The sequence below is a fragment of the Paenibacillus paridis genome (assembly GCF_006345825.1).
In the GTDB taxonomy this organism is placed as follows: Bacteria; Bacillota; Bacilli; order Paenibacillales; family Paenibacillaceae; genus Pristimantibacillus; species Pristimantibacillus paridis.
On record NZ_VCIX01000092.1, the window covers coordinates 1900322 to 1922454 of the forward strand.

At 44.8% G+C, this 22133-nt stretch carries 21 protein-coding genes and 1 pseudogene; 7 read left to right on the plus strand and 15 right to left on the minus strand.

The genetic code is table 11. From position 1 onward, the window contains the following. Positions 1 to 253 precede the first annotated feature (253 nt). Complete coding sequence (locus FJQ58_RS30350) at positions 254 to 697, plus strand: SMI1/KNR4 family protein (protein ID WP_139999319.1); 444 nt, start codon at positions 254 to 256, stop codon at positions 695 to 697. 196 nt (positions 698 to 893) lie between these two features. Here FJQ58_RS30350 and FJQ58_RS30355 read toward each other — a convergent pair whose 3' ends face one another. The 4 genes from FJQ58_RS30355 to FJQ58_RS30370 all read right to left on the minus strand — a co-directional run bounded on the left by FJQ58_RS30355 (position 894) and on the right by FJQ58_RS30370 (position 5253). Continuing rightward, positions 894 to 1373: a GNAT family N-acetyltransferase gene (locus tag FJQ58_RS30355; RefSeq protein ID WP_139999321.1), complete on the minus strand. Its 480-nt coding sequence runs from the start codon at positions 1371 to 1373 to the stop codon at positions 894 to 896. A gap of 1 nt (position 1374) precedes the next feature. Next, positions 1375 to 3177 carry a family 20 glycosylhydrolase gene (locus tag FJQ58_RS30360; protein WP_162341859.1) on the minus strand — a complete coding sequence of 601 codons (1803 nt, stop codon included), beginning with the start codon at positions 3175 to 3177 and terminating at the stop codon, positions 1375 to 1377. 28 nt (positions 3178 to 3205) lie between these two features. Beyond that, positions 3206 to 3970 carry a sugar isomerase domain-containing protein gene (locus FJQ58_RS30365; protein ID WP_139999325.1) on the minus strand — a complete coding sequence of 255 codons (765 nt, stop codon included), beginning with the start codon at positions 3968 to 3970 and terminating at the stop codon, positions 3206 to 3208. A gap of 230 nt (positions 3971 to 4200) precedes the next feature. After that, positions 4201 to 5253 (minus strand): LacI family DNA-binding transcriptional regulator, encoded by a 1053-nt coding sequence (locus tag FJQ58_RS30370; RefSeq protein WP_139999327.1) that lies wholly within the window; start codon positions 5251 to 5253, stop codon positions 4201 to 4203. Positions 5254 to 5485: 232 nt separating this feature from the next. Here FJQ58_RS30370 and nagA point away from each other — a divergent pair, with 232 nt between their 5' ends. From nagA to FJQ58_RS30395, 5 genes are all read left to right on the plus strand, one after another. Further along, entirely contained in the window at positions 5486 to 6766 is a 1281-nt protein-coding gene (gene nagA / locus FJQ58_RS30375) for an N-acetylglucosamine-6-phosphate deacetylase (RefSeq protein ID WP_139999329.1), read from the plus strand. An 11-nt stretch (positions 6767 to 6777) separates the two neighbouring features. Then, positions 6778 to 7524, plus strand: a complete 747-nt coding sequence (locus tag FJQ58_RS30380; RefSeq protein ID WP_139999331.1) for a 6-phosphogluconolactonase — start codon at positions 6778 to 6780, stop codon at positions 7522 to 7524. A gap of 83 nt (positions 7525 to 7607) precedes the next feature. After that, positions 7608 to 8513, plus strand: a complete 906-nt coding sequence (locus tag FJQ58_RS30385; protein ID WP_139999333.1) for a carbohydrate ABC transporter permease — start codon at positions 7608 to 7610, stop codon at positions 8511 to 8513. 9 nt (positions 8514 to 8522) lie between these two features. After that, positions 8523 to 9356, plus strand: coding sequence for a carbohydrate ABC transporter permease (locus FJQ58_RS30390; RefSeq protein WP_139999335.1), 834 nt, complete (start codon positions 8523 to 8525; stop codon positions 9354 to 9356). Between the two features lie 70 nt (positions 9357 to 9426). Beyond that, positions 9427 to 10776, plus strand: a complete 1350-nt coding sequence (locus FJQ58_RS30395; RefSeq protein WP_162341861.1) for an ABC transporter substrate-binding protein — start codon at positions 9427 to 9429, stop codon at positions 10774 to 10776. A 93-nt stretch (positions 10777 to 10869) separates the two neighbouring features. On the opposite strand, the gene FJQ58_RS30400 is transcribed toward FJQ58_RS30395, so the two are convergent. The 11 genes and pseudogenes from FJQ58_RS30400 to FJQ58_RS30445 form a co-directional block, all read right to left on the minus strand. After that, complete coding sequence (locus tag FJQ58_RS30400; RefSeq protein WP_139999339.1) at positions 10870 to 11574, minus strand: NAD-dependent epimerase/dehydratase family protein; 705 nt, start codon at positions 11572 to 11574, stop codon at positions 10870 to 10872. Between the two features lie 83 nt (positions 11575 to 11657). Continuing rightward, complete coding sequence (locus FJQ58_RS30405) at positions 11658 to 12053, minus strand: TetR family transcriptional regulator C-terminal domain-containing protein (protein WP_238404454.1); 396 nt, start codon at positions 12051 to 12053, stop codon at positions 11658 to 11660. Between the two features lie 24 nt (positions 12054 to 12077). Beyond that, positions 12078 to 12230: pseudogene (locus tag FJQ58_RS33275) on the minus strand (TetR/AcrR family transcriptional regulator); the annotation flags it as partial. Positions 12231 to 12358: 128 nt separating this feature from the next. Then, entirely contained in the window at positions 12359 to 12862 is a 504-nt protein-coding gene (locus tag FJQ58_RS30410) for an MgtC/SapB family protein (protein ID WP_139999343.1), read from the minus strand. A 39-nt stretch (positions 12863 to 12901) separates the two neighbouring features. Beyond that, positions 12902 to 13927 carry a LacI family DNA-binding transcriptional regulator gene (locus FJQ58_RS30415; protein ID WP_139999344.1) on the minus strand — a complete coding sequence of 342 codons (1026 nt, stop codon included), beginning with the start codon at positions 13925 to 13927 and terminating at the stop codon, positions 12902 to 12904. A gap of 29 nt (positions 13928 to 13956) precedes the next feature. Further along, positions 13957 to 14511, minus strand: a complete 555-nt coding sequence (locus FJQ58_RS30420) for an HAD family hydrolase (protein ID WP_238404401.1) — start codon at positions 14509 to 14511, stop codon at positions 13957 to 13959. Further along, entirely contained in the window at positions 14489 to 15520 is a 1032-nt protein-coding gene (locus FJQ58_RS30425) for an ABC transporter ATP-binding protein (protein ID WP_139999346.1), read from the minus strand. Before FJQ58_RS30425 ends, FJQ58_RS30420 begins: the two co-directional genes overlap by 23 nt. Then, entirely contained in the window at positions 15517 to 16560 is a 1044-nt protein-coding gene (locus tag FJQ58_RS30430; RefSeq protein WP_139999348.1) for an ABC transporter ATP-binding protein, read from the minus strand. The genes FJQ58_RS30425 and FJQ58_RS30430 overlap by 4 nt, the downstream gene beginning before the upstream one ends. Before the next feature lie 32 nt (positions 16561 to 16592). Next, the gene (locus tag FJQ58_RS30435) at positions 16593 to 17738 is read right to left on the minus strand and encodes an ABC transporter permease (RefSeq protein ID WP_139999350.1); all 1146 of its coding nucleotides are present in this window, start codon (positions 17736 to 17738) and stop codon (positions 16593 to 16595) included. A gap of 3 nt (positions 17739 to 17741) precedes the next feature. Further along, positions 17742 to 18740 (minus strand): ABC transporter permease, encoded by a 999-nt coding sequence (locus FJQ58_RS30440; protein WP_139999352.1) that lies wholly within the window; start codon positions 18738 to 18740, stop codon positions 17742 to 17744. Between the two features lie 97 nt (positions 18741 to 18837). Further along, positions 18838 to 20799: an ABC transporter substrate-binding protein gene (locus tag FJQ58_RS30445; RefSeq protein WP_139999354.1), complete on the minus strand. Its 1962-nt coding sequence runs from the start codon at positions 20797 to 20799 to the stop codon at positions 18838 to 18840. A gap of 601 nt (positions 20800 to 21400) precedes the next feature. On the opposite strand from FJQ58_RS30445, the gene FJQ58_RS30450 reads away from it, so the two are divergent. Further along, positions 21401 to 22075 (plus strand): hypothetical protein, encoded by a 675-nt coding sequence (locus tag FJQ58_RS30450; RefSeq protein WP_139999356.1) that lies wholly within the window; start codon positions 21401 to 21403, stop codon positions 22073 to 22075. Positions 22076 to 22133: the final 58 nt, after the last annotated feature.

Sequence of the window (22133 nt, forward strand, 5' to 3'; positions counted from 1 at the left end):
AATTATAGATGAGGTGAGCGAAACAGCAATCCCATATATATGGGATTCTTAGTGCTGTGCAAGCATTTCTTGCGTGAATTAATCCATGAAAACGCAGGTTACCGGTATGCGAACTGCCCGACAATCCGCAAAACAAACAACACGCCCCCACAATGATGTGATGTGCCATTACTATACCTGTATAGTATAATTTGTTTTAGTTGGCTGAAAAATTTTCCATAATGTATTCATTTTTGAAAAGGAGGCGATTAGGATGAACGAAGATCTCCTTGCGAGATTGCAGCAATTTCTATTTCGTGAAGACAATGAATCTTTAGTCGGCAAACCCGCTACTGATGAAGAAATTGCTGCTGCCGAGCTAGAGCTTGGTGTTCCGTTAGACAAAGAATATATTCAATTTATTAAACGCTTTGGAGGGGCTTATGCGGGATTGTCGATTCATGCATTCACTAATGGGTCCTCCATCGGCCGGGAGACGGTAACGGAATTAACGAAATCTTTCAGAGCGGACTTCATGGGCACATCTGCAGGAGACATGTTGAACCGTGCATGCGTGTTTTCCATTGATGGTTCGGGCGACCCAATCTTTCTTGATTCGGAAGGCAGGGTCATCATTTGTTATCACGATACAGGCGAGAGCAAGATTTTGGCTAACTCTTTAACCGAACTGATTGAACAACATTTTGACGAATGGTGAGCAAAACTGGGGGGAATTACCACAAATAGCATCGGAAATGATTACTCTTTCATATAAAGAAGCCGAGACGCTTATTCCTTAAGCGTTCCGGCTTCTTTATATCGGCTTGTCAGTCACAAATAGGAATAAAGATTACGTTTCCTATGACTGCACGGTTTCAGTTCATGATCTATTTCTATTCTTACAAAATCTTCGCTTAATCTAACGTAATGAGATCACGGTATACGCCTGGGAAAGAATCTTCAATGACAACGGCTCCAACGATTCTTTGATAGAATTGCAGAGCCTTATCCACCCAGCCAATGATTGCATAGCCGTAGCCATCATTGCGCATCGCATGCAGGGACTCCAGAAGCAGCGCCGTACCTATGCCAAGGCCGCGATAATCCTCCAACACTCCCGTCGGACCAAAGAAGTTTTTGACTACGGCATCATGGCAGGAGAAGCCAATGATCTGTTTGTCTTTCACGGCTACAAAGCAATTGACAGGCAAACGGGCAAAGGTGCACTCGCATTCATTGCTCCAGTTCGTTGTGAAATGCTTGCTGACAAAATCAACAACCTTGTCTTTATCTGCTGTGAGCACCCGCTTGATTTGGATGCCTTGTGCTTTCAGCTTGCCCAGCAACTCCTGGTTATCCGGCAAATCATATAGTTTTACGAGCATATCAGGCATGTTATTCCCCCGCTTCCTTATCGTTTTGTTCGTGCTTCTCAAGCATGGATTGCAGCTTGGCTTCGTAAAGATCGAATAAATAAAACCTAGAATTCATAAACAATTCAACCATCGTCGGCGTCAGCAGTTTGGACAAAATCTGAAACATGCTGGTTCTAGCAATCCTCAAATCTCCATATGCCAATTCATATTTATGTTTTAATGTGGTTACAACCTCTTCAGTTACCTCGGACATCTCGCCCCGGAACAGAAACGTATGAAGCGGGAAGCGTCGTTTGGCTGGAAGCTCGAACTGGATCATAGCTGCAATGAGCTCAGCCGTGTGAAGGTTATGTTGAATATCCGGCAGCAATCGTGGTATCAGCTGATAATAATCTGTTGCCACATAATCGAATTGTTCGCTTGCCTCCTCCCCCTCGGTGCTTACACCATGGTATTGAAGAAGAAATCGTTTCAGAAAATCGCTGCTATCTGCATGGACGTTCCAATTGCAATCCGCTGCAAAAAAGGCAGGATAGCGAGAGGTTTCAAATAACCCGTACGGACTGCCTAACGAAAATGGAGCCGACCAATTCGTATTAATGATGCCGCTAAGCTGTTCCGATTGCGCGAGCTCTACCCAATCCAGCACATTTTTGATACGGTTCTGAATGACCGGATAATTCTGGTCGCCTTGATCGTCCCAACAGCGAACTGCTGAAGCTCCGATTACTGCAACGCCAGCGCTGCGAAGCTTCCGAATAATATCCTTCGCATCCGCCTTCATGCGGTAGCCGCCATAAATCCAAACGACAACGATGACTCTTTTATCAAGCTGGGCAATTTCATCTTCAGCAGCATGGGCAAGCATGTCATGCCAAATCATCGGTTTCTTGCCAAGCGAGCAAGCCTTGTCGATTAAGCGATTTACGAACCGGACAAACGATAATTCCCTGCTTAAGCCGGAAGCTAAGCAATCTTCACAGGTACCTAGGCTCCAAACTTCGTCACACCCTAAATGAAGATATTCGCTATGCGGATGAAGCTCGGCGATTTCTTCCAGGATGCCTTCCATCATTTCAAAGGAGCCTGAACGATGCGGGCAAAGCTCCCCTACGTTGCTCGGTGTCTCCCGCAAGTCTATAAATTGCGGATGCTTCAATATATATTCCAAATGGCCAAAGGATTGCTGCTTCGGAATAATTTGAACAAAGTGCTCATGCGCCGTTTGCAGCAGCTGCTTATGATGTTCATCCGAAAATACCAGCTCGGAATGACGCAAAAATGAAAGTTTGCGGAACGGAAGCTTGTCTTCATACTCAACAACTAGCGTATTGATCTTATAGCTGGCAAGCTCTGCAATATATTCGAGCATATGCTCGAAAGTCGGGTATACGGTTCGCAAATCAAGATAGTCACTGCGAAGCTGTAAATCCGCCCAATCCACAATCGTCAATGCCGGCAAATGTCCATTGTAATTATGAAGCAGCTGCTCGATCGTTTTCATGCCATAAAACAATCCGCTTGCCGTAAGAGCATAAATTTCAAGACTTCCTTCGTTAATAATGAGAACATAGCCGTCCTGCTTGCCTTTAATCCGGTTCAGCATCTCAAGGTTAAGCGGCAAGCCGACGGTATGAAGCGCATACACATCCGATCCTTGAATAAACGGAGTCACCTGCCCAAAGATACACTGCCCCAGCATATACAAACGATTGTCCGCTACCGGGGTATGAATGACAACATCCACATTCGAAAAGTCGGAGGCCAATCGATGGCCGTTCCTTTGTACGAATTGCGGTTGAGGAATGAGATTAAGCTTCATTTTATATCTCCTTTGCCCATAACGAATCTTATAGCCAGCGCACTCTGCCTTTGAAGCGTTGGATGAATTGATTGTTCCACTCGTCCCCGCCCGGCGCATTGCCGCTTCGCCATACCGGAGCTTGAACGCCCATCTCCCCTAAGTAGGCAGCCGTCGTCATCATTAGTGAATTGAGCAAAAACGCATTGGCGAACGTTGAGGTAGATCCCATTTTCGGTTCAATGCCATCGATTTCAAGGGCCGCATCCCCCGGCTTCACCTTGCTGTCCAAATAGTAGTCGCAGACTTCATATAGATTCAGCTGTGAAGGATGGCGGGCGATATGGCCGGATGGTGTCGCCTGTGCATGGCCGACTGAGGTTACTGCAATCGTCGTCACCCCTCTCGCCTTCGCTTCTTGCGCTGCATCTATACAGGCGGTATTGATTCCATAAGCATTCGCAATAATTAAAATATCGCCTTCTTTAAGATTATTGTCGGCAATGACGATTTTCCCATACCCTGGTGTCCTTTCAATAGCCATGGAACGAAGCGCACCATTGGAGATCATCGTACCTTCATCCAAAATCGCGCTAATGTGCATCAAGCCTCCTGCTCGAAAGAAGACCTCCGTTGCGTTCATATTGGAATGTCCTCCTGGTCCATATAAATAGATCAGCTTATCCTCCGCAATATGGCCTGCCAGCAGCTTGGCGACGCTCTGTAATCTCTCCGGCGGCTCACTCTTGATTTCCGTAAAAAGCTCTATAATCTTATCCATATAAGCTGACATAATATCCGAATTCGCATTCATGAATGAAACCTCCTAATCGAGTATAGAAATCGATTTCTATAAAACACTTTAAAACTGATGTATGCATAACGACAATACCAAACATATGCTGAAAAGTAAATGCTAAATTGCTGCTAAAATAGCGGTTACATTTTAAATTCGAACTTAAAACTGCTCAATTTTACACTTACTATCCCATAAAATAAGCAGAAACATCAAAGAAACAATTAATGATTCTGCTTAAATAACTATTATTTTCGGGCAGTAGTGGATTCCCTGATTACCAATTTCGGCTCTAATTGCATGGATACATGGGCAAGCGAATTTTGCTTCTGGGGAACAATGTTTTTGAAGAGTAAATCAGCTGATAAATGCCCTAGGTCAAAGGTGCTTTGGTCGATCGTCGTAATGCTCGGCGTTGTCATTTCAGTAAATGGAATATTGTCAAAACCAACAACAGCCATATCTTCCGGTACTGAAATGCGTTTTTCTTGCAAACGCCTAATTAATCCGATCGCGGCCATATCATTAATGCAAAAAACTGCGGTAGGCGGTGTTGGCAGCGACAAGAAATAATCTGCTGCTCGTTTCCCAATCATAAAATCATAACGCTCGTCATCGTCATTTTCATGGGATTCCACATAGATATAGTCCTCATTAATCGAAATTCCGTTTTCCAATAAGGTTAGCTTATAGCCGGCAAGCAGCTTCTTTCTGCTCATTCTAAGCAGCGGCGCTGTCACGAAACCGATGTTGCTGTGTCCGCATTCAATCAAATGCTCAGTCGCCAGACTGGCCCCAGCCGTGAAATTAAATCCCGTCCGGTTGCATTCTGCTTTAACATCCTGCTCCATCGCTACCACCGCGACATTTTTATCGATGATCTGCCTTAATACCTCGCCGCTGTCATCAATGGAAGCAATGAGTATTCCCTTCACTTGCTTTTGCAGCAGCAAATTCACGTTTTTCTCTTCAACCTTTACGTCCCGGTAAGAGTTGCACAAAATAATTTGTGAATCGTATTTCAGCGCAACATCCTGTATTCCCCTCAGCAGCGTACTATAGTAATTAGACATATTGGGGATGACTACTCCGATATCATGATTTTGATCTGTCTTTAGATTTTTGCCAATCAAGTTCGGAATATATTTCAAAACCTTTGCTGCATGTAAAATCTTCTTTTTTGTCTCCTCGCTTACGGGGTAGTTACTATTGCTAAGCACCCTAGATACTGTAGCTGGAGAAACGCCGCAAAACTTTGCAATGTCATAAATAGTCGTCTTTTTAACCACTAATTTCCCCATGCGCTCTCTACCTTCTTCTAAGATTAGCTGATACAGCCAGATTCTGTTTCTATAGAAATATGAATATTTGTTTCTATTTCGAGTATACTATTCTTTACTAAAAAGTCAATTTACGATATCACAAACTTTGTAAACGCTTTAAACTAACATAAATAGTCAGTTTTTTTCATTGAAATTTCTTGACAGTGACTGTTTTCTATAGTTTAATCCTAATTAACAGGTGCGGAGATGTATGCAAAACCAGAAACCTGTGAAAGAAATCGATTTCTATAACCAACTAACAGTGAAAGAAGATGACATCAGCATGAGGTATCTCATTACGAATGCTCAGGTTGTAACTCCTGCAGGAATTATGGAACGAGGATGTGTTGCAGTCAGCGATCAGCGGATTACAGGCATTTATGAGCATACCGCTGCTGCAGACTTCAGCGACTATACAATGATTGATGCAAATGGCCTTTACGTTTCCCCTGGATTTATCGACATTCATGTTCATGGTGGCGGCGGATATGAATTTAATCGTTCCACGCCGGATATGATTCGCGAAATTTGTGTTGCCCATGCTCGGTACGGAACAACGTCGATTTTGCCGACAACACTGGCAGCGCCACTCTCAGAGCTGTATGAAACCATACATGCCGTCAGAATAGCGAAGCCTCTCGTTGAAGAATGCAACATCTTAGGCATTCATCTGGAAGGCCCCTACTTTGCCCAATCTCAGCGCGGCGCACAAAATCCCGACCATATTCTAAATCCGCTAAAAGAGACCTACATGGGCCTGCTTGACCAATGGGACCAAATTATTATGATGGGCGCGGCTCCCGAGCTCCCTGGTGGATTAGAACTGGGTCTTGAGCTGCAAAAGCGTGGAATTATCGCCTCCATCGCCCATTCCGATGCCACCTTTGATGAAATTACGGAAGCTGTCGAACACGGCTATTCCGATGTAACCCATATTTATTCCGGCTGTTCTATGGTACACCGAGTGAATGGCTATCGCATTGGCGGTGTCGTTGAGGCCGGTTTGCTGCTGGATGACTTAACTGTCCAAGTCATTGCCGATGGCAAGCACCTTCCAGCAGAGCTGCTGCGCCTCATTTACAAAAACAAAGGCGCTGACAAAATTTCGCTTATTACCGACGCTCTCTTTGCTGCCGCTTCCGATTATAAGGAAGGAGATCTTGTCGCCCAGAAGAATGGCATGCAAACAGTACTTGAAGACGGTGTTATGAAGCTGCTGGACCGGCAAGCCTTCGCCGGAAGCGTGGCGACCACCAACCAGCTTGTTCGCAATATGGTTACACTGGCTGGCGCTCCACTCTGCGACGCTGTGAAAATGGCTGCGCTGACTCCTGCTACCCTCCTTGGCATTCATGATCATAAAGGCAAATTGGAATTGGGCTACGATGCAGATCTCGTGCTTTTCGACCCAGATATCGATATCAAAATGACGATGGTAATGGGGAAAATCATCTTTAAGGATGACGAAGTCCAGACAAGTCACATGAAATAGGAGACAAGAAAATGACAATCACAATATCAAAACATGCAAGAGAACTCGGAGAACAAGCCGCAGGCAAAGCTAGCGAGATTTTATTATCCGCTATTCGCAGCTGCGGCAAAGCCCGACTAATGCTGGCCACCGGACAATCTCATTTTGAATTTTACGAGGCTTTGCTCGCCATGGATATCCCTTGGGACAAGGTCGAGATTTTCCATTTAGATGAATACATCGGCATTCCCGCTTCCCACAAAGCTAGCTTCCGAAATTATTTAGTTACAAGGTTTACTAGTAAAATCAATCCGTCCGCTGTCCATCTCATTGACGCTGACCAAGACCCCTCACTAGTTATTGCATCGCTTACGGAGAAGCTTTCGGAAGCGCCTATCGATTTAGGAATCGTTGGTATTGGAGATAATGGTCATATTGCATTTAATGATCCTCCAGCTGACTTTGATACGAAGGAATTGTACCAGGTCGTCGAATTGGATGAGCGCTGCAGGACGCAGCAAGTAAACGAGGGCTGGTTCCCCAGCTTCGAAGATGTGCCGAAAACGGCAATAACCGCTACCGTCGCTCTGATCATGTCTTGCAAAGCTATTGTTTCAGTGGTTCCCCATAAGGCCAAAGCAGCTGCTGTCAAAGAAACGCTGGAGGCAGCAGAAATCACAAATCTGATGCCTGCTACCATGCTTCGCAAGCATGAACAATGGTTCTTATATTTAGATGAGGAGTCTGCTTCACTGCTGAATCGAGACATTTACGTGTAGAGGTGCAATTTTTCCGCTAAGCACGCTTTGCCTGATGCTAAATCGATTTCTGCTGATCTGAAACGAGTCGAGGTGACCTAATCATGGAGCCAAAGAGATCTCTCAAATTCAAAGAAAATGTTGCTGCCTATTTGTTTTTATTGCCTAGTCTTTTGGGCTTTGCTTTCTTCATCGTGTTTCCCATTATCGGCTCCCTCCTGCTGAGCTTTACGGAGTGGAATTTCCTCACCGGCTTTAAAGGAATCAAGTTCGCAGGACTGGACAACTTCACCTTTTTATTATCCGGCAAGGACGAGTGGTTCACCAAATCGATGCTCAATACCATTTTATTCGCGCTCGTTACCGTTCCTGTTGGATTAACGCTCGGTTTGTTGGTTGGCGTTATGATCAATAAATACGTCTATGCGTCAAAATTGTTCAGAGTCGTCGTTTTCATTCCTTATATCTCTAGCGTTGTCGCTTCAGCTGTCGTATGGATGGTTGTCTTTCAGCCTTCCTATGGTCCGATCAACAGCTTTCTGATGTCCATTGGCATTGATAATCCTCCCAAATGGTTCACGGATATGAAATGGGCTTTCCCAACCGTCATGGCGTTTCATATCTGGCAAACCCTTGGCTACAACGTCATTGTGTTTATGGCCGGACTGAAGGGTATTCCAAATGAGCTCTACGAGGCAGCGACCATTGATGGTGCTAACGAGGCTAAAAAATTCCGTCATATTACCATTCCCATGATCTCGCCAATGACCTTCTTTCTTGCCACGATGGGCATCATCGGCTCCTTTAAGGTTTTCGACTCCATCCGCATTTTGACCAAAGGCGGTCCAGGCAATGAAACGACGAATATTGCCTATTACATCTATCGTGAGGCTTTCAGCTTCTACAATATGGGTACTGCGAATGCCGCAGCATGGCTGATGTTCATCATTATCTTTATCATCACAATGATTCAAGTGCGTCAGCAAAATAAATGGGTCATATACGATTGAGGTGAGAATATGAGCGCTCGTATAAAAATCTCCAAGCTTTTGAACACATTGCTATTGGGACTTTTCACGATTACGATGCTGTTCCCGCTTCTATGGATGCTTTCGGCGTCGTTTAAGTATGAGGTCGATGTTTTCAATTTTCCGATTGAGTGGATACCGCCTCGCTGGAATGCGTGGAATAACTATAAGGAAGTATGGTCATCCAACTATGATTTTCCGCTTTATTATTTGAATTCGATTAAAGTCTCGGTCTTCGTAACCGTAACGCAGCTGCTAATTGCCACGATGGGAGCTTTTGCATTCGCAAAGCTGAATTTCAAGTTTAAGCAAGGGCTGTTTGCCTTGTTTCTTGCCACGATGATGATTCCCGATCAAGTAACCATCGTGCCAAAATTTATGTTGCTCACCTGGCTCGGGTTGATCGATACCCATGGCGGACTTGTTCTCATTCTCCTTTTCAGCGTATATGGCGTTTTTCTGCTAAGGCAATACATGATGTCGATACCCGATTCATTAATTGAAGCAGCCAAAATAGATGGCGCAGGATATACGAGAATCTTTATTCAAATCGTGATTCCGATCTCTAAGCCGGCCATCGCTACGCTCGCGATCCTTCGTTTTATATGGACTTGGGATGATTACCAGAATCCGCTCATTTTTCTTAACAGCAAAGAGCTATTTACGCTTCAGCTTGGAATGTCGCAGTTTGCTTCACAATCAGGCACTTACTATTCCTTGCTGATGGCAGCCGCCGTTTGCGCCGTAGTTCCGCTGTTGCTGGTATTTATCGCAGGCCAAAAATTTATTGTTGAAGGTATCACCAGCGGTGCAGTTAAAGGATAACCTCGCACTGCATTCCGCTGTGCCATACATCGCTTTACGGTACATCATACAAAAGGGAAGAGGGAAAATGATGACAAAGAAAAAATGGGTCTCGATGTTTGTTGTTTCAGGCGTACTAATTTCAACCTTATTGGCAGGCTGTTCAAGCGATTCGAAGAACTCTGGCTCAGCTACAAATGGGCCAACAGGGAAAGATCCGGTGGAGATCAGCTTCTTGACTTACGATGGAACGAAAAACAAAGACGGGAAATATTTGAGGCAGCTTCAGGTCGATGCCTTTAATGAAGCCAACCCGGACATTAAGGTCAAGCTGGATCTGCAATCTGAGAACGATTCGGTCGAATTTCTGAAGAAGCTAGATTTGATGTCGCTATCAGGAGCAAAATACGACGTTACTGCCCTTCCATCCTATAAGGATTATGCAGAGCGGGCATTAAAGGATTTATTTGCTCCGGTCGACGAGTATATTCAAGCCGAGGGCAAATCATTTGAGGATGTGTATCAATTCACTGCGGATGTGAATGGCATGAACTACGGCCTTCCTTACAATTCTTCGATTTATTACGTCATTCTGAACAAGAAAATGCTCGATGAGGCCGGACTGCCTGTCCCTCCACTGGATTGGACTTGGGATGATTACAGCACTTATGCGAAAGCACTAACTAAAGGTGATGGTCCAAACAAGGTTTACGGCTCCTACATGCATACATGGGCTGAATACCGTAGAGAGGCATTGTTCGCAACGAAGCTGGACAACCCATATGTGAAAGACGACGGAACTTCCAACCTAGCTGATCCGGTCTTCAAAGAGTGGCTGCAATTCATCCGTGATATGGAGCAAGTAGATGGCAGCCAAATCACTTATGCTGATGCGAAGTCTACGAATATGGCTTACCGCGATGTATTTTTTAATGGCAAAGCAGCAATGGTCTTCACCGGATCATGGATTGCAGCCGATATCATCAACACTGAGAAATTCCCGCATGATTTCACTACCGTATTTGCTATGATGCCAAGATGGAAAGACAGCCCAGAAGGCAGAACATCAGGCTCAAGCACCTATAATGCCATTAATAAATCTTCTGCGAACAAAGAAGCTGCTTATCAGTTTATGAAATTCATTTCCGGCGATGGCGCTAATATCGTCAACGAGTTCTCGACGATGATCGGAGCGGACAACACGGCAACGGTCAAAGCGATTGCCGCGGGTAATGAAGCCTTAATCGACACAGACTCTATGCTAAATGTATGGAATCATCCGAAGCTTGCTCCGAATCCAATTACTAAATTCCCTGAATCCTTTGCCGTTCTAGAGGATATTTACAACGTAGAAACAGAGAAATATATGGTAGGCGGTCAGGATCTGGATACAACGATCGATAAGCTGGTTAAACAGGCGGAAGCGGCACTTACCAAATAAGTTTTTTTAGTTTCAAAATTAACGGGCAACTGGGTTACTACTCCAGTTGCCTGTTTTTATTTGGGAAATGCTACAACGATTCAATTAAGACAACTAATGTGACGTAGAGTAACGGCTTGCGAGTAGGGCCATATCTTTGCTCCCCAATATGGACGCATCATAGCTCTCATGAACTAGATAAATCATTGCCTGTCCCAGCTCTTTCAATGTAATCACATGCCTCGGCAATGTCCGGCGCAGAACAGGATACATCCAGCTTAAAGCGGCGTAATAACGATGTGTATTCGTCAAGCCCTTTGTCGGATGGATGTAGCCTGGCCGAAACATATAGGCTTTACGGAATGGCAGCTGAAGAAGCTGATTTTCCGTTTTCCCTTTCACGCGAGCCCACATGCTTTTTCCATTTTCGCTTTGATCAGTCCCTTCACCTGTCACGTAACAGAACACCATGCCCGTATTCCACTTGGATAGCAGTTTGGCCACATATGTCGTCAAATCAAAAGTAACTCTAGTATATTCTGCTTCGTTCATACCGACAGACGACACGCCCAGACAGAAAAAACAAGCGTCATACCCTTTTAACTGTTCTTCAAATGCTGACAAATCGAAAAGGTCAGCATGTACAATCTCCATTAATTTGGGATGCTTTATACCGACCGGCTTGCGGCTAAGGGATAAAATCCCCTCTACATTTGGGTCTGCTAAGCACTCATGCAGCACCCCTTCTCCAACCATGCCCGTAGCGCCGGTAATAATTACTTTCATTTTCTTAGCTGTTATTTGCTTTTCAGCACTCATCAGAAATCCCTACTCTCTTTGTATTTTCTTTTAATTAATCGTTCGTTCGTTTAATAATGAACGAAAAAGTAGGACGCCATTCCTTAGCTTCTTATGGCGTCCCAACTCATGCTGATCATATGTTCTAAACTCGCTTCATTCGCTTCAAACTGTCCTTTAAAATGAGCTCTCGCCAGCTGTGTCACCGGGAAATAGCAATACGTCAGCAAAACAACGGAATCCACCTGCTTAAGCTCTCCCCTTTGTTTGCCCCTTTCAAACAATTGATGCAAAGGAATAAACATAGACGATGTATCTTCAAGGCACAGTTTCTCCATCAATGGCGAGGTCGAAAACTGTTCTAGAAATAAGAAATAATCTTTATTATCTAAAATAAAGGCATACGAATTTCTCATGTATTTCTCGCATACTTCCTGCGTAGTTAAAGATTCATGAAGTCCCTCCAGCACATGCTGACTCATTTTTTCTTTGACTTTCACATAAAGCTTCCCGAACATATCCTCCTTGTTCTCAAAATAAACGTAAATCGTTGCCGAGGAGACGTTTGCTCGTTTAGCAATCTTGGACATGGATATATTCGAAAATCCAATTTCATTTAACAATTGAATGGTAGCTTCAAAAATCGCTTCATTTTTATTTTCATCTTTATGTCTCATGATCTTATGTTAAATGAACATTTAATTAAAATCAATGTCTATTCCTCATAGCATTCCGGTCTTAATAAAAACAGGAATGATCACGAAGAGCATTAGCGATCGCTCTACGGAATCATTCCACGCTCTACTTACAATGGCAGATCCTTGTCTTCTCTTGCTTGCAGTTTGTCATGCTCCAGCTTTTCAATCCATCCGCCGACCCGAATGAATACAAAAGCCGTAACGATTGTGAATAAAACAATGCCATAAAAACCTGCTCCGATTCCAATGCCTACGCCTCCGGCAAATAAAATCATAGCTGCTGAGGTTAATCCTTTAACCTCGAAGCCGGTTTTCATAATGAGACCCGCACCGAGAAAACCTAAGCCTGAAACAATTTGCGCAGCCAAACGCATAGGGTCCATCATGGTCCGATCATGCATGTGACCATATACTTCTACGCTTTCTATCGAAACGATGGTAATGAGTGCAGACGCAACCGTAACGAAGGTGTAGGTTTTTACTCCTGCCGGTTTGTTCTTATGGGTTCTATCAAATCCGATGAGCAGCCCTAAGAAGGCGCTGATGAAAATACGGAAATAGATTTCATATTCCGAGAAAAAATGAGAAAAAAATGTGAGTATAGGTTCCATGGCAAGCCTCTCTTATTTCATAAATCTTTGCTTCCTTGTTCATATGGATGAACATGAGCTTCTCTCAATAATTTTACTGTTTACAATCCATTGATCCTGATACTCACCGTCAAGGACAGCAAGCTTGTGCATGAGCAGCCTGACGGATTGTACGCCAAGCTCCGATGGCTGGAGATCCATGCCAGTCAGCGATGGCGTAATCTGATGCATCATCGACAAGTCTCCGCAGATAACGAACAACGAAATATCTTCTGGGACACTATAGCCCAAATCCTTAATGGCATTCATCGCACTGAATGCCGTCCGGTCATCATCCGCGATGATCGCCGTTACCTTTTCTTTCAGTGTGCCCAAAATATGAACCGTTTCATTATAGCCATATTTCATATATTCGTCGGAATGAATATACGGCTTATAATGAATCATATGCGGCTGAAGCTCAATCTGATGCTCCTTTAATGATTTTTTGAACGCTTCTGTTCGTTCAATGGAGACGGTCATCTGTTGTCCAGCATTTAGAAACATCATGTTGCGGTGGCCAAGGCCGATTAAATAAGAGCAAATGTCTTGAATAATTTGGTCATTGTCATTATTGACGGTAGAGGAGTCAGGAATGCCTTCATTAATAATTTTGCCGACCGTAACAAATGGAATTTGATTCTGGTGCAGCAAATGGATGCGCCCATCCTCTTCCGTAGGCCCGAGCACGATCGCTCCGTCAATCGGATAGCTTGCAAGCGACGGCGTTTTCACTTCCTCAACAGCAATCATGTCTAGCAATACCCGATATCCGTAGATAGAAGCTTCCAGAACGACGCCATTGATAAATTGGTTGTGAAATGCGCTGAAGAAAAAATTTCCATGCGGGATCGTAAGTCCAATAGCCATTGTTTTCTTGGTGACCAAGCTTCTCGCGATATGGTTAGGAACATAATTGAGTTCTCTGGATACACGAAGCACTCTTTCCGTCACCTTTTTGCTTGTGGGCCTCTTCTGACTAAACACATTGGATACCGTACCTTTGGAGACGCCCGCTAGACGGGCGACGTCATCGATTTTTGCCATTTTTGCAGTAACATCCTCTCAAAGCTAGTTCAAGGCAATTCACGATTAAGAACCTCTACCAAATCTATTAATTCAAGGGGAGTATTAATCGTATAATCGGGAATTTCCAAATCGTCCGCTGGCGATTTCGGGTATCTTGACGTCCAGCTAAGGAACACACTCGTCATGCCAAGCTGATTAGCTCCCCTTACATCACGGCTTAAATTGTTGCCAACCATAATGATGCGGGAATAATCCTCCTCGCTAAGATCCATCGCGCCAACTGCCGCCTTGAACATCCGTGGACTCGGCTTGGATGCTTTCACGGGCTCGGAGTAGGTCAACGTCTCGAAATAATCATACAAACCGTTCTGCGTGAGCAAGTTTTTGAACGATTGCGCTGTACCGTCGGCGACGATAGCCAACCGGTATCCCCGCTCGGCAAGCGTCTTAACCATAATATCCGCGCCTGGAATGACTTTACCGTGAATGACCGTTCCCTCTTCGTCCCGGATCTCGGTACCTTCATCAATGATGGTGTCGCCGCAATCCAAAAAAACAATCAATTTCTTTTCCTCAGCCTCAGTTTGTATTTGCTGCATCATTTTGGACACCCCTTAAATGTAGTTCTTCCGCATAATGACAAGCCGTAAAATGATTATAACCTACTTCACGAAGCTCTGGAACTTGTTGGACGCATTTATCCGTGCGATATGCGCATCTCGGATGGAAATGGCAGCCGCTTGGCGGATTTGCAGGATTCGGCACTTCCCCTTCGAGTATGATTCGATCCTTCTTCATTTCTGGATCCGGCTGCGGAACTGCGGACATTAGCGCCTCCGTATACGGATGCTTAGGCTGACCGAACAAGGAATCCGTTGAGGCTAGCTCTACGATTCTGCCTAAATGCATGACGGCTACGCGATCTGATATATTTTGTACAATCGAGAGATCGTGAGATATAAAGATATACGTGATTTGATATTGCTCCTGTAAATCCTTGAGTAAATTTATGATTTGCGCTTGAATGGATACGTCGAGTGCAGAAACCGCTTCATCGCAGACAATTAGCCGAGGCTGCGTGATAAGCGCCCTTGCGATAGCGATCCGCTGTCTTTGTCCGCCAGAGAAGGCATGTGGATATCGTCTAAGATAACTGACATTAAGGCCCGTCTTCTCCGCAATTTCAGTAACTTTTTCTTCGATTTTCGATTTTTTCAGATTGAAATTAGCGATCAGCGGCTCTGAAATAATATCAAACACACTCATCCTTGGACTAAGCGATGAATAAGGATCTTGGAAAATCATTTGAATATCTTTGCGATATTGCTTCGATTTTTTGCCCTTTAGCTTAAGAAACTCGATTTTCTGCCCATCTTCTGTATGATAAATTACATTACCGGAGGATGCGTCCATGCCTCTTACAATACATCGGCCTAATGTCGTTTTGCCGCACCCCGATTCTCCTACGATACTTAACGTTTCGCCTTCGATGAGCTCGAATGAGATATCGTTAAGCACGCGGACTGAAGTAGGCTTGCGGAATAACGCCGTTTTGGATTTCACTTGAAAATCCTTATTCATATTCATCACATCAAGGATTGGTTTTGTCATTGGGATTCTCCTTCACGCTGCTCTGAATAAAGAAAACATCTGACGGAATGCTGGTCGGAAATTCGGGTTTTGGGCACTGCCTGCGTATTGCAGACGCCTTCGATCCGATCCTTGCAGCGCTCGTAAAACCCGCACATTGGAGGCATATTGATCGGCATTGGAACCGAGCCTTCGATTGAATCCAGCCGTTTGCTCTTATCGCCGCCCAATCTTGGCATCGATTTCAGCAAACCTTTTGTATAGGGGTGCTTCGGATTATAAAAGATTTCTTTCACGGGAGCCTGCTCCACAATTTTCCCCAAATACATAACGGCTACCTCGTCGCACATTTGAGCAATAATGCCCAGATCATGGGTAACCAATAAAATGGCCATGCCTAGCTCCGCTTGCAAACTTCTCATCAGTTCCAGCACCTGCGCTTGGATCGTTACGTCTAGCGCGGTAGTCGGCTCATCCGCTATCAATATTTCAGGATTGCACGATAATGCCATCGAGATCATGGCCCTCTGCCGCATTCCTCCCGAGAACTCATGGGGATACTGGTCAAACCTTTTCTCTTGATCCGATATGCCTACTTTCGCCAGCATTTCCAAAGCTATTTTTTTGGCTTCCTTTTTGTTTTTGGTTCGATGGATTTGGATCGCTTCCATAATCTGATTTCCAATCGTATACATCGGAGAGAATGCTGTCATCGGCTCTTGAAAAATCATAGCGATCTTGCGACCGCGAATGGAACGGATCTGCTTGCTAGTCGGATTCAAAGAAAGCAAATCCAGCTTTTTTAATGAAGCCTCGTTATCAGAACGATAGACAATGCTCCCTGACGTCTCGCATTCCTTCGGATTAATGCTAATAATCGCTCTGCTGGTCAAGCTTTTGCCGCAGCCCGATTCTCCTACTAGTCCGAGCGTCTTCCCTTTATGAATTTCAAAATCGACACCGTCTACCGCTTTCATTTCCCCATTATCCATCTGAATTCGAATTTTAAGGTTCTGTACTGATAGCAAAGGCTGCTCCGATTGAGCTGCTTGCGTCGTCATGGTATCCCCTCGCTTGCCTTTATTTTAGAAAGCTATTTTTTGTATGGATCTGCAGCATCGCGTAATCCGTCACCAAGGAAATTGTAGGTTAACACCGTTAATATAACGATTCCAAGCGGAATCAGCTTCCATGGATATAAGGCTACATTCTCAATCTTCTGGGCCTCCTGCAGCAGTACTCCCCAGCTAGTAGCCGGAGAACGAATGCCAAGACCGAGGAAGCTCATGGCTGTCTCGCCTAAAATCATGCCAGGAATAGCCAGCGTCGTCGCAACGACTAAGTAACTAATGAAGCCGGGCAAAAGATGCTTCACGATAATCTTCGTATTGCCAACGCCAGCGATCTTAGCGGCAATGACATAATCTTCATTTTTCAATGCGATAAACTTCCCCCGTACCACCCTCGCCAAATCGGTCCATCCAATAAAGGCAAATATAATGACGATGTATAGATACATGGTGACGACGGGTATTCGAGGCGGAATGGCAGCAGATAATGCCATCCAGAGCGGCAATGTTGGAAACGATCGAATAATTTCAATAATGCGTTGAATAATCGAATCGAGCCAGCCGCCAAAATAACCCGAAATCCCGCCGATAATCAAGCCTAGCACGAAGCTGATTGCCACACCCACTAGCGGTATGCTTAGCGAGATCTGGCTTCCAAGAATAATACGCGAGAATAAATCCCGGCCCATGCCGTCCGTTCCCAGCAGGAAAATTCGTCCTGGCTGCTCTACGCCTAGCAAATGGGTTGAAGTCGGAATTAAGCCCAGAAACTTGTAGGGCTCCCCTTTCACGAAAAACTGGAGCGAGTAGCGCTTCTCCGTGTTCGACACAAATATTTTGCGCATCGTTTCTGGATCGCGCGTCGATTGCAGCTCATAGACGAACGGTTTGATATGAAATTTGCCGGCTGCATCTACAAACCGAAAGCCCATCGGAGGCGCGTTCACATATTTGCTGTCGTAGCTCTGCAGCCCATAAGGCGCGATAAATTGAGCAAATAGCGCGATCAGATAAAGAAAAGCTAGAATGAAGAGGCTAATCCGCGCAAGCTTATGCTTCTTGAATCTGAGATAGATCAGCCGCCATTGCGAGCTGTAGTTGGCATCCTTGATTTTGACTGGCTGAGGAGCTTCCGTCTTTTGTCTTCTGAATACAGGCATTGTTCTCATCGGCTAATTACCCCTGAACTCTGTACGAATTTTTGGATCTAACCATGCTAGCAAAATATCCGAAATCAATGTCCCTAAAACGGTAAGCAGCGCCATGAACAGCAGCCAGCTGCCGGCAAGGTACATGTCTTGCCCAAGCAAAGCGTTATACATAACCGGACCCTGCAAAGGTAAATTCAGAACAATCGCGGTAATGGTCGCACCAGTGAAAATCGAGGACAGCGACCACCCAAACGTACTAACAATGGGATTCAGAGCCGCGCGCGTCGGGTATTTAAACAAAATTTTAAATTCCGACAACCCTTTTGCTCTGGCCGTAACGACATTGGGCTTATTCAGCTCATCGAGCATCTGGCCCCTCATTATCCGAATGAGATCCGCGGTGCTCGCAAGCCCGATTACGATAACGGGAATAACCATATGCTTCATAAGGTCAAGCACTTTGTCCATCGACCAAGGCGCATTGACGTATTCACTGGAAAACAGGCCAAGCAGCGGATCACCGAACCAGGTGTAGGAGAGATACATTAATATAATGGCTAAAAGGAAGTTCGGCGTTGCCATACCGATAAAACTTAATCCGGAGAAAAAATAATCGCCAGCGGTATACTGTTTGACCGCTGTGTAAATCCCTATCGGGATCGCTACGACATAATGAAACACCATCGTGACAAGCGATACGACCAAGGTCAGCCCCATGTATTGTTTAATGACGGCGGTGACCGGTTTGTTGTAATTAAAGGAAAACCCGAAATCGCCTTTTGTCACTATTTTTTTCATCCATACAAAATATTGTTCATAAATGGGCCGGTCCAGCCCTAAGTTCGCCCGCATTTCATCCATTTCGACCGGAGTCATGACATCTCCAGCCGCAGACATTTTGGCTGAGTAGTTGGAAACATAATCGCCAGGAGGAAGCTGGATGATATAGAAAACGATAAAAGAGATAAATAACACAACGGGTATGACCAATAGGATTCGTTTTAATATATATTGAAGCATGTCATATCCTATCCTCTCCGTAACAATTCGACTCGTATTGGTGGGACAATAGCAGGGAATTTCGGTTCCCTGCTATTGCTTCTTAAGCTAAAAGCGACTATTGCTTAATGAAAAATTGCGATGGATGGCCTTGGCCAAGCGAACGGTATTCATCTGCCCATACTGCATCAGTCGGAATGTTGCGCACGTTATTTGAAGCGACAATCAGCACTGGAGTAGGCCCCGCATAACCGATAACCCATTGGTTTTTCTGATGGAGCTTAACAATTTCGTTGCTTAATTGATTGATTTCATCTACACTTTTGCTTGCTTTGATCTTATCCCAGTATTCAAGGATCAGAGCTACGTCGCCCTCTGGCTTAACGCCCTCTTTGCCACCCGAGGAGCTGTACAAGCCATAATGGCCGAACCAAGGTGTTATGACACGAAGCGGAACAAGCGTATCCGGACGGAAAGCTACGTTCGCAACAGAGATATTCTCTGTTGTCATAGGTACCTGATTCGCATATTTCATATCAAAATGCGTTCCTTGATCAACGACCTTGAGGTTTGTTTTCAGTCCCATATCCTCATAATATTTTTTAAGCAGCTCTAGGAAAGCCGCAGAGTCCGTGCTTGATTCGATGACGGTTAGTGTCAAATCGGAACCATCTTCGTACGTACGGAAATTATTTTTATCCCGCTTGCTTAATCCGAGTTCATCTAGAATTTGGTTAGCGCGTTCTGGATTATAATCCGCCCATTGCTTCGACCAGCCCTCTTGATAGCCAATAACGCCTTCCGGAACGGAAGCTTGCACAGGCTCTGCTAATCCGTTGGATACGATTTCGGAAATTTCTACGCGGTTAACCCCGATCGACAGCGCCTCTCTAAAGCGAATATCTTGGAAGAGCTTGCGCAGCTTAGGATCTTCCGTCGTCTGATTTAACTGAATACCCGCACTGGACCAGGCAGGCTGTGTCCAAGGAATAATTCGGTAGTCACCTTTCTTCTCGTTTTCCTTCAAGACCGTAAATTCTTTGGAATCAAAGGTTAACAAATTGTAATCGCCTGCCAGCGTGCCAAGCGTCTTTTGGCTTGGATCTTGGATTTTTGTTGCAACAATCCGGTCGATGTATGGAAGCTGTTTTCCTTCGGCATCCGTTTTCCAGAAGTACGGGTTCCGTTCCATAATGAACTGATCGCTGTTCGGATCGGTTTTCGCAACCCATGCCCGCAGTGTCGGAATTTGGGAGTGAAGCCAGAAATAGTAGCCTGTTTCCACTAGGAATACCTTTGGATCCTCATAGCCCCACTGCTTTGTAATTTCCAGCGTTTTATCGTCGCCTACAAACTCAGGTAGGATCGTTTTGTGAAAATGCGCGGGAGCGAAGAACCATTTGTTATCGATGGCGACACGCTCCAAAAACTGAACGCTCGGATACTTGTGGGTAACCGTAAATGTGTAAGCATCTACTTTTTTGACCTCAGCCAACGCTTTGTCGCCCGTAACCGGATCAACGGAGTAGTAGGCATCATAGATCTTCTTGCCGAATGTTTCTTTCGTCAGCATGTGCTCCCAATAAAACAGGACATCATCTGCCGTAAACGGTACGCCGTCCGACCATTTCATCCCTTCTCTCAAGTGGATGGTGAACACTGTGGAATCTGCATTCACTTCATAGCTTTTGGCTACATTCGGTTCCACTTTATCTCCCGTTTTGTTAAAACGGAAGAGAGCCTCTTCGGTAGGCTGGCCAACCCCCCATTTGTCGCCAGGACCTGACCATGGCATTTTCCAATCTCCGCCATATTGCCCTATTTCATCGACAACCTCTTCAATCTTGACATCCGCCTGAACCGGAAGTCGCTCTTCGAGCGGCGGCAGCGTGCCAGCAGTGACAAGCTTAGCAAGCATCGGAGCTTCTTTGGCATCGGTAGGAGTGACCGGAGCTTCCTCCACCTTTGTTGATGGTTTGGGACTGTCTTTCACTTGCGCCGGGCCTGCATTATTGGTGCAAGCTGCTAAAACGACGGACAAAATCACGAGCAGCATAATGATAAATCGGTTTCTTTTCAAATGAACCCCTCCAAATTTAATTTTCCCATTTGCTTGTTGCTTGTGATGCAATAAAACCATTGCACCTCCTCGATCAAGATTAAACCGGTTTAATTTTCAGGGTTATCATCCGTACTTATGTAATAAATTTCTCATGTTTGTTAAACCGGTTTAATTAAAACGGTTTTTGTAAGCGCTTAATGTAAACGCTTTATTTGTATAATACATGGCTTCCTCATCCGACGCAAGAACATTTGACAAAGATGGAATTTTTTTTTTGTGAAAATATCGGCTTTCTTATTCCGGCTGCAGGCTCCCCTCTCGTTGGCTCACCTCCTCTTTCTTATATTTCTAAGCACCACTAGCTTTATTAATATAATTGTGAATTGTAATAGCAGTGTTAGGCTTTTATATGCTTATGGTGAAAATAGTTAAATAGTCTTACGTCCTGACTATATGCTCCTTTTTCCCTATATTCGCCATTTCTTCGTGAGGTAAAGTCAATCATTTTTCGTTTGTAATATTTTTAAATCGCTATATAATAGGGGGTGAAGCGCATAACCCGCTTTGGGTTACCTAATGAGAAATCATGAATCGACTATTTTCTAGGAGGCTATCCTTTATGTCTTTGTCCGATAATCATCTTGACTTGGAAATGGTAAGACGCTATTCCCCTATTTTGTTCATGGATAAGCTCGAACCGTTTCAACCGATCCGCGTGGGCGTGACTGTATTCGAATCCGATGCGCCATCACCGTCATTCAATCGCAGCATTCGGTTCGACCGCTCAAAAATAAAAACAGTGATCGAATACGCTATTTATTATGACTATGATATCCAGCATATTTATGATTTGGAGCATGTTTGGATCTATGTTGATCATGCAGGCAGCATTGCCTCCTGCGAGGTCAGCTTCCATGGCCGCTACTTCCTCGGCTTGCTGCGTGATCGCAGTAATCTATCGGATCAGGATCAGCGCGTCAAGCTGTTCGTCCAGCCTGGAAAACATGCGATGTCACCGCTCGAAGAAGTCTTTCATCTGCTGCCCAACGTTTCATCATGCTGCCTAGAAGAGGCCGGAAATGAAGGGCTGCTAGAGCCAGATTTGTTCCGGGGGGAATACAAGCACGGAGAAGAGATTGACAAGCTATCCGAGGAGCATCTGCGCACGTTCTGCTTCCAGCCGTCATTCGACTATTCACCTCATAACTGGGCTTCTGACGTCTTCGTCTCGTGGAATGAGCTGCGTGTGGAAATTCCGGCTCGTATGAATTCGCTGCTCGCTTCATTGAGATAAGTCGATTTCTCTCAAAACAGACAGTCACGGCTTTCATAAGAACTCCAGCCGTGACTGG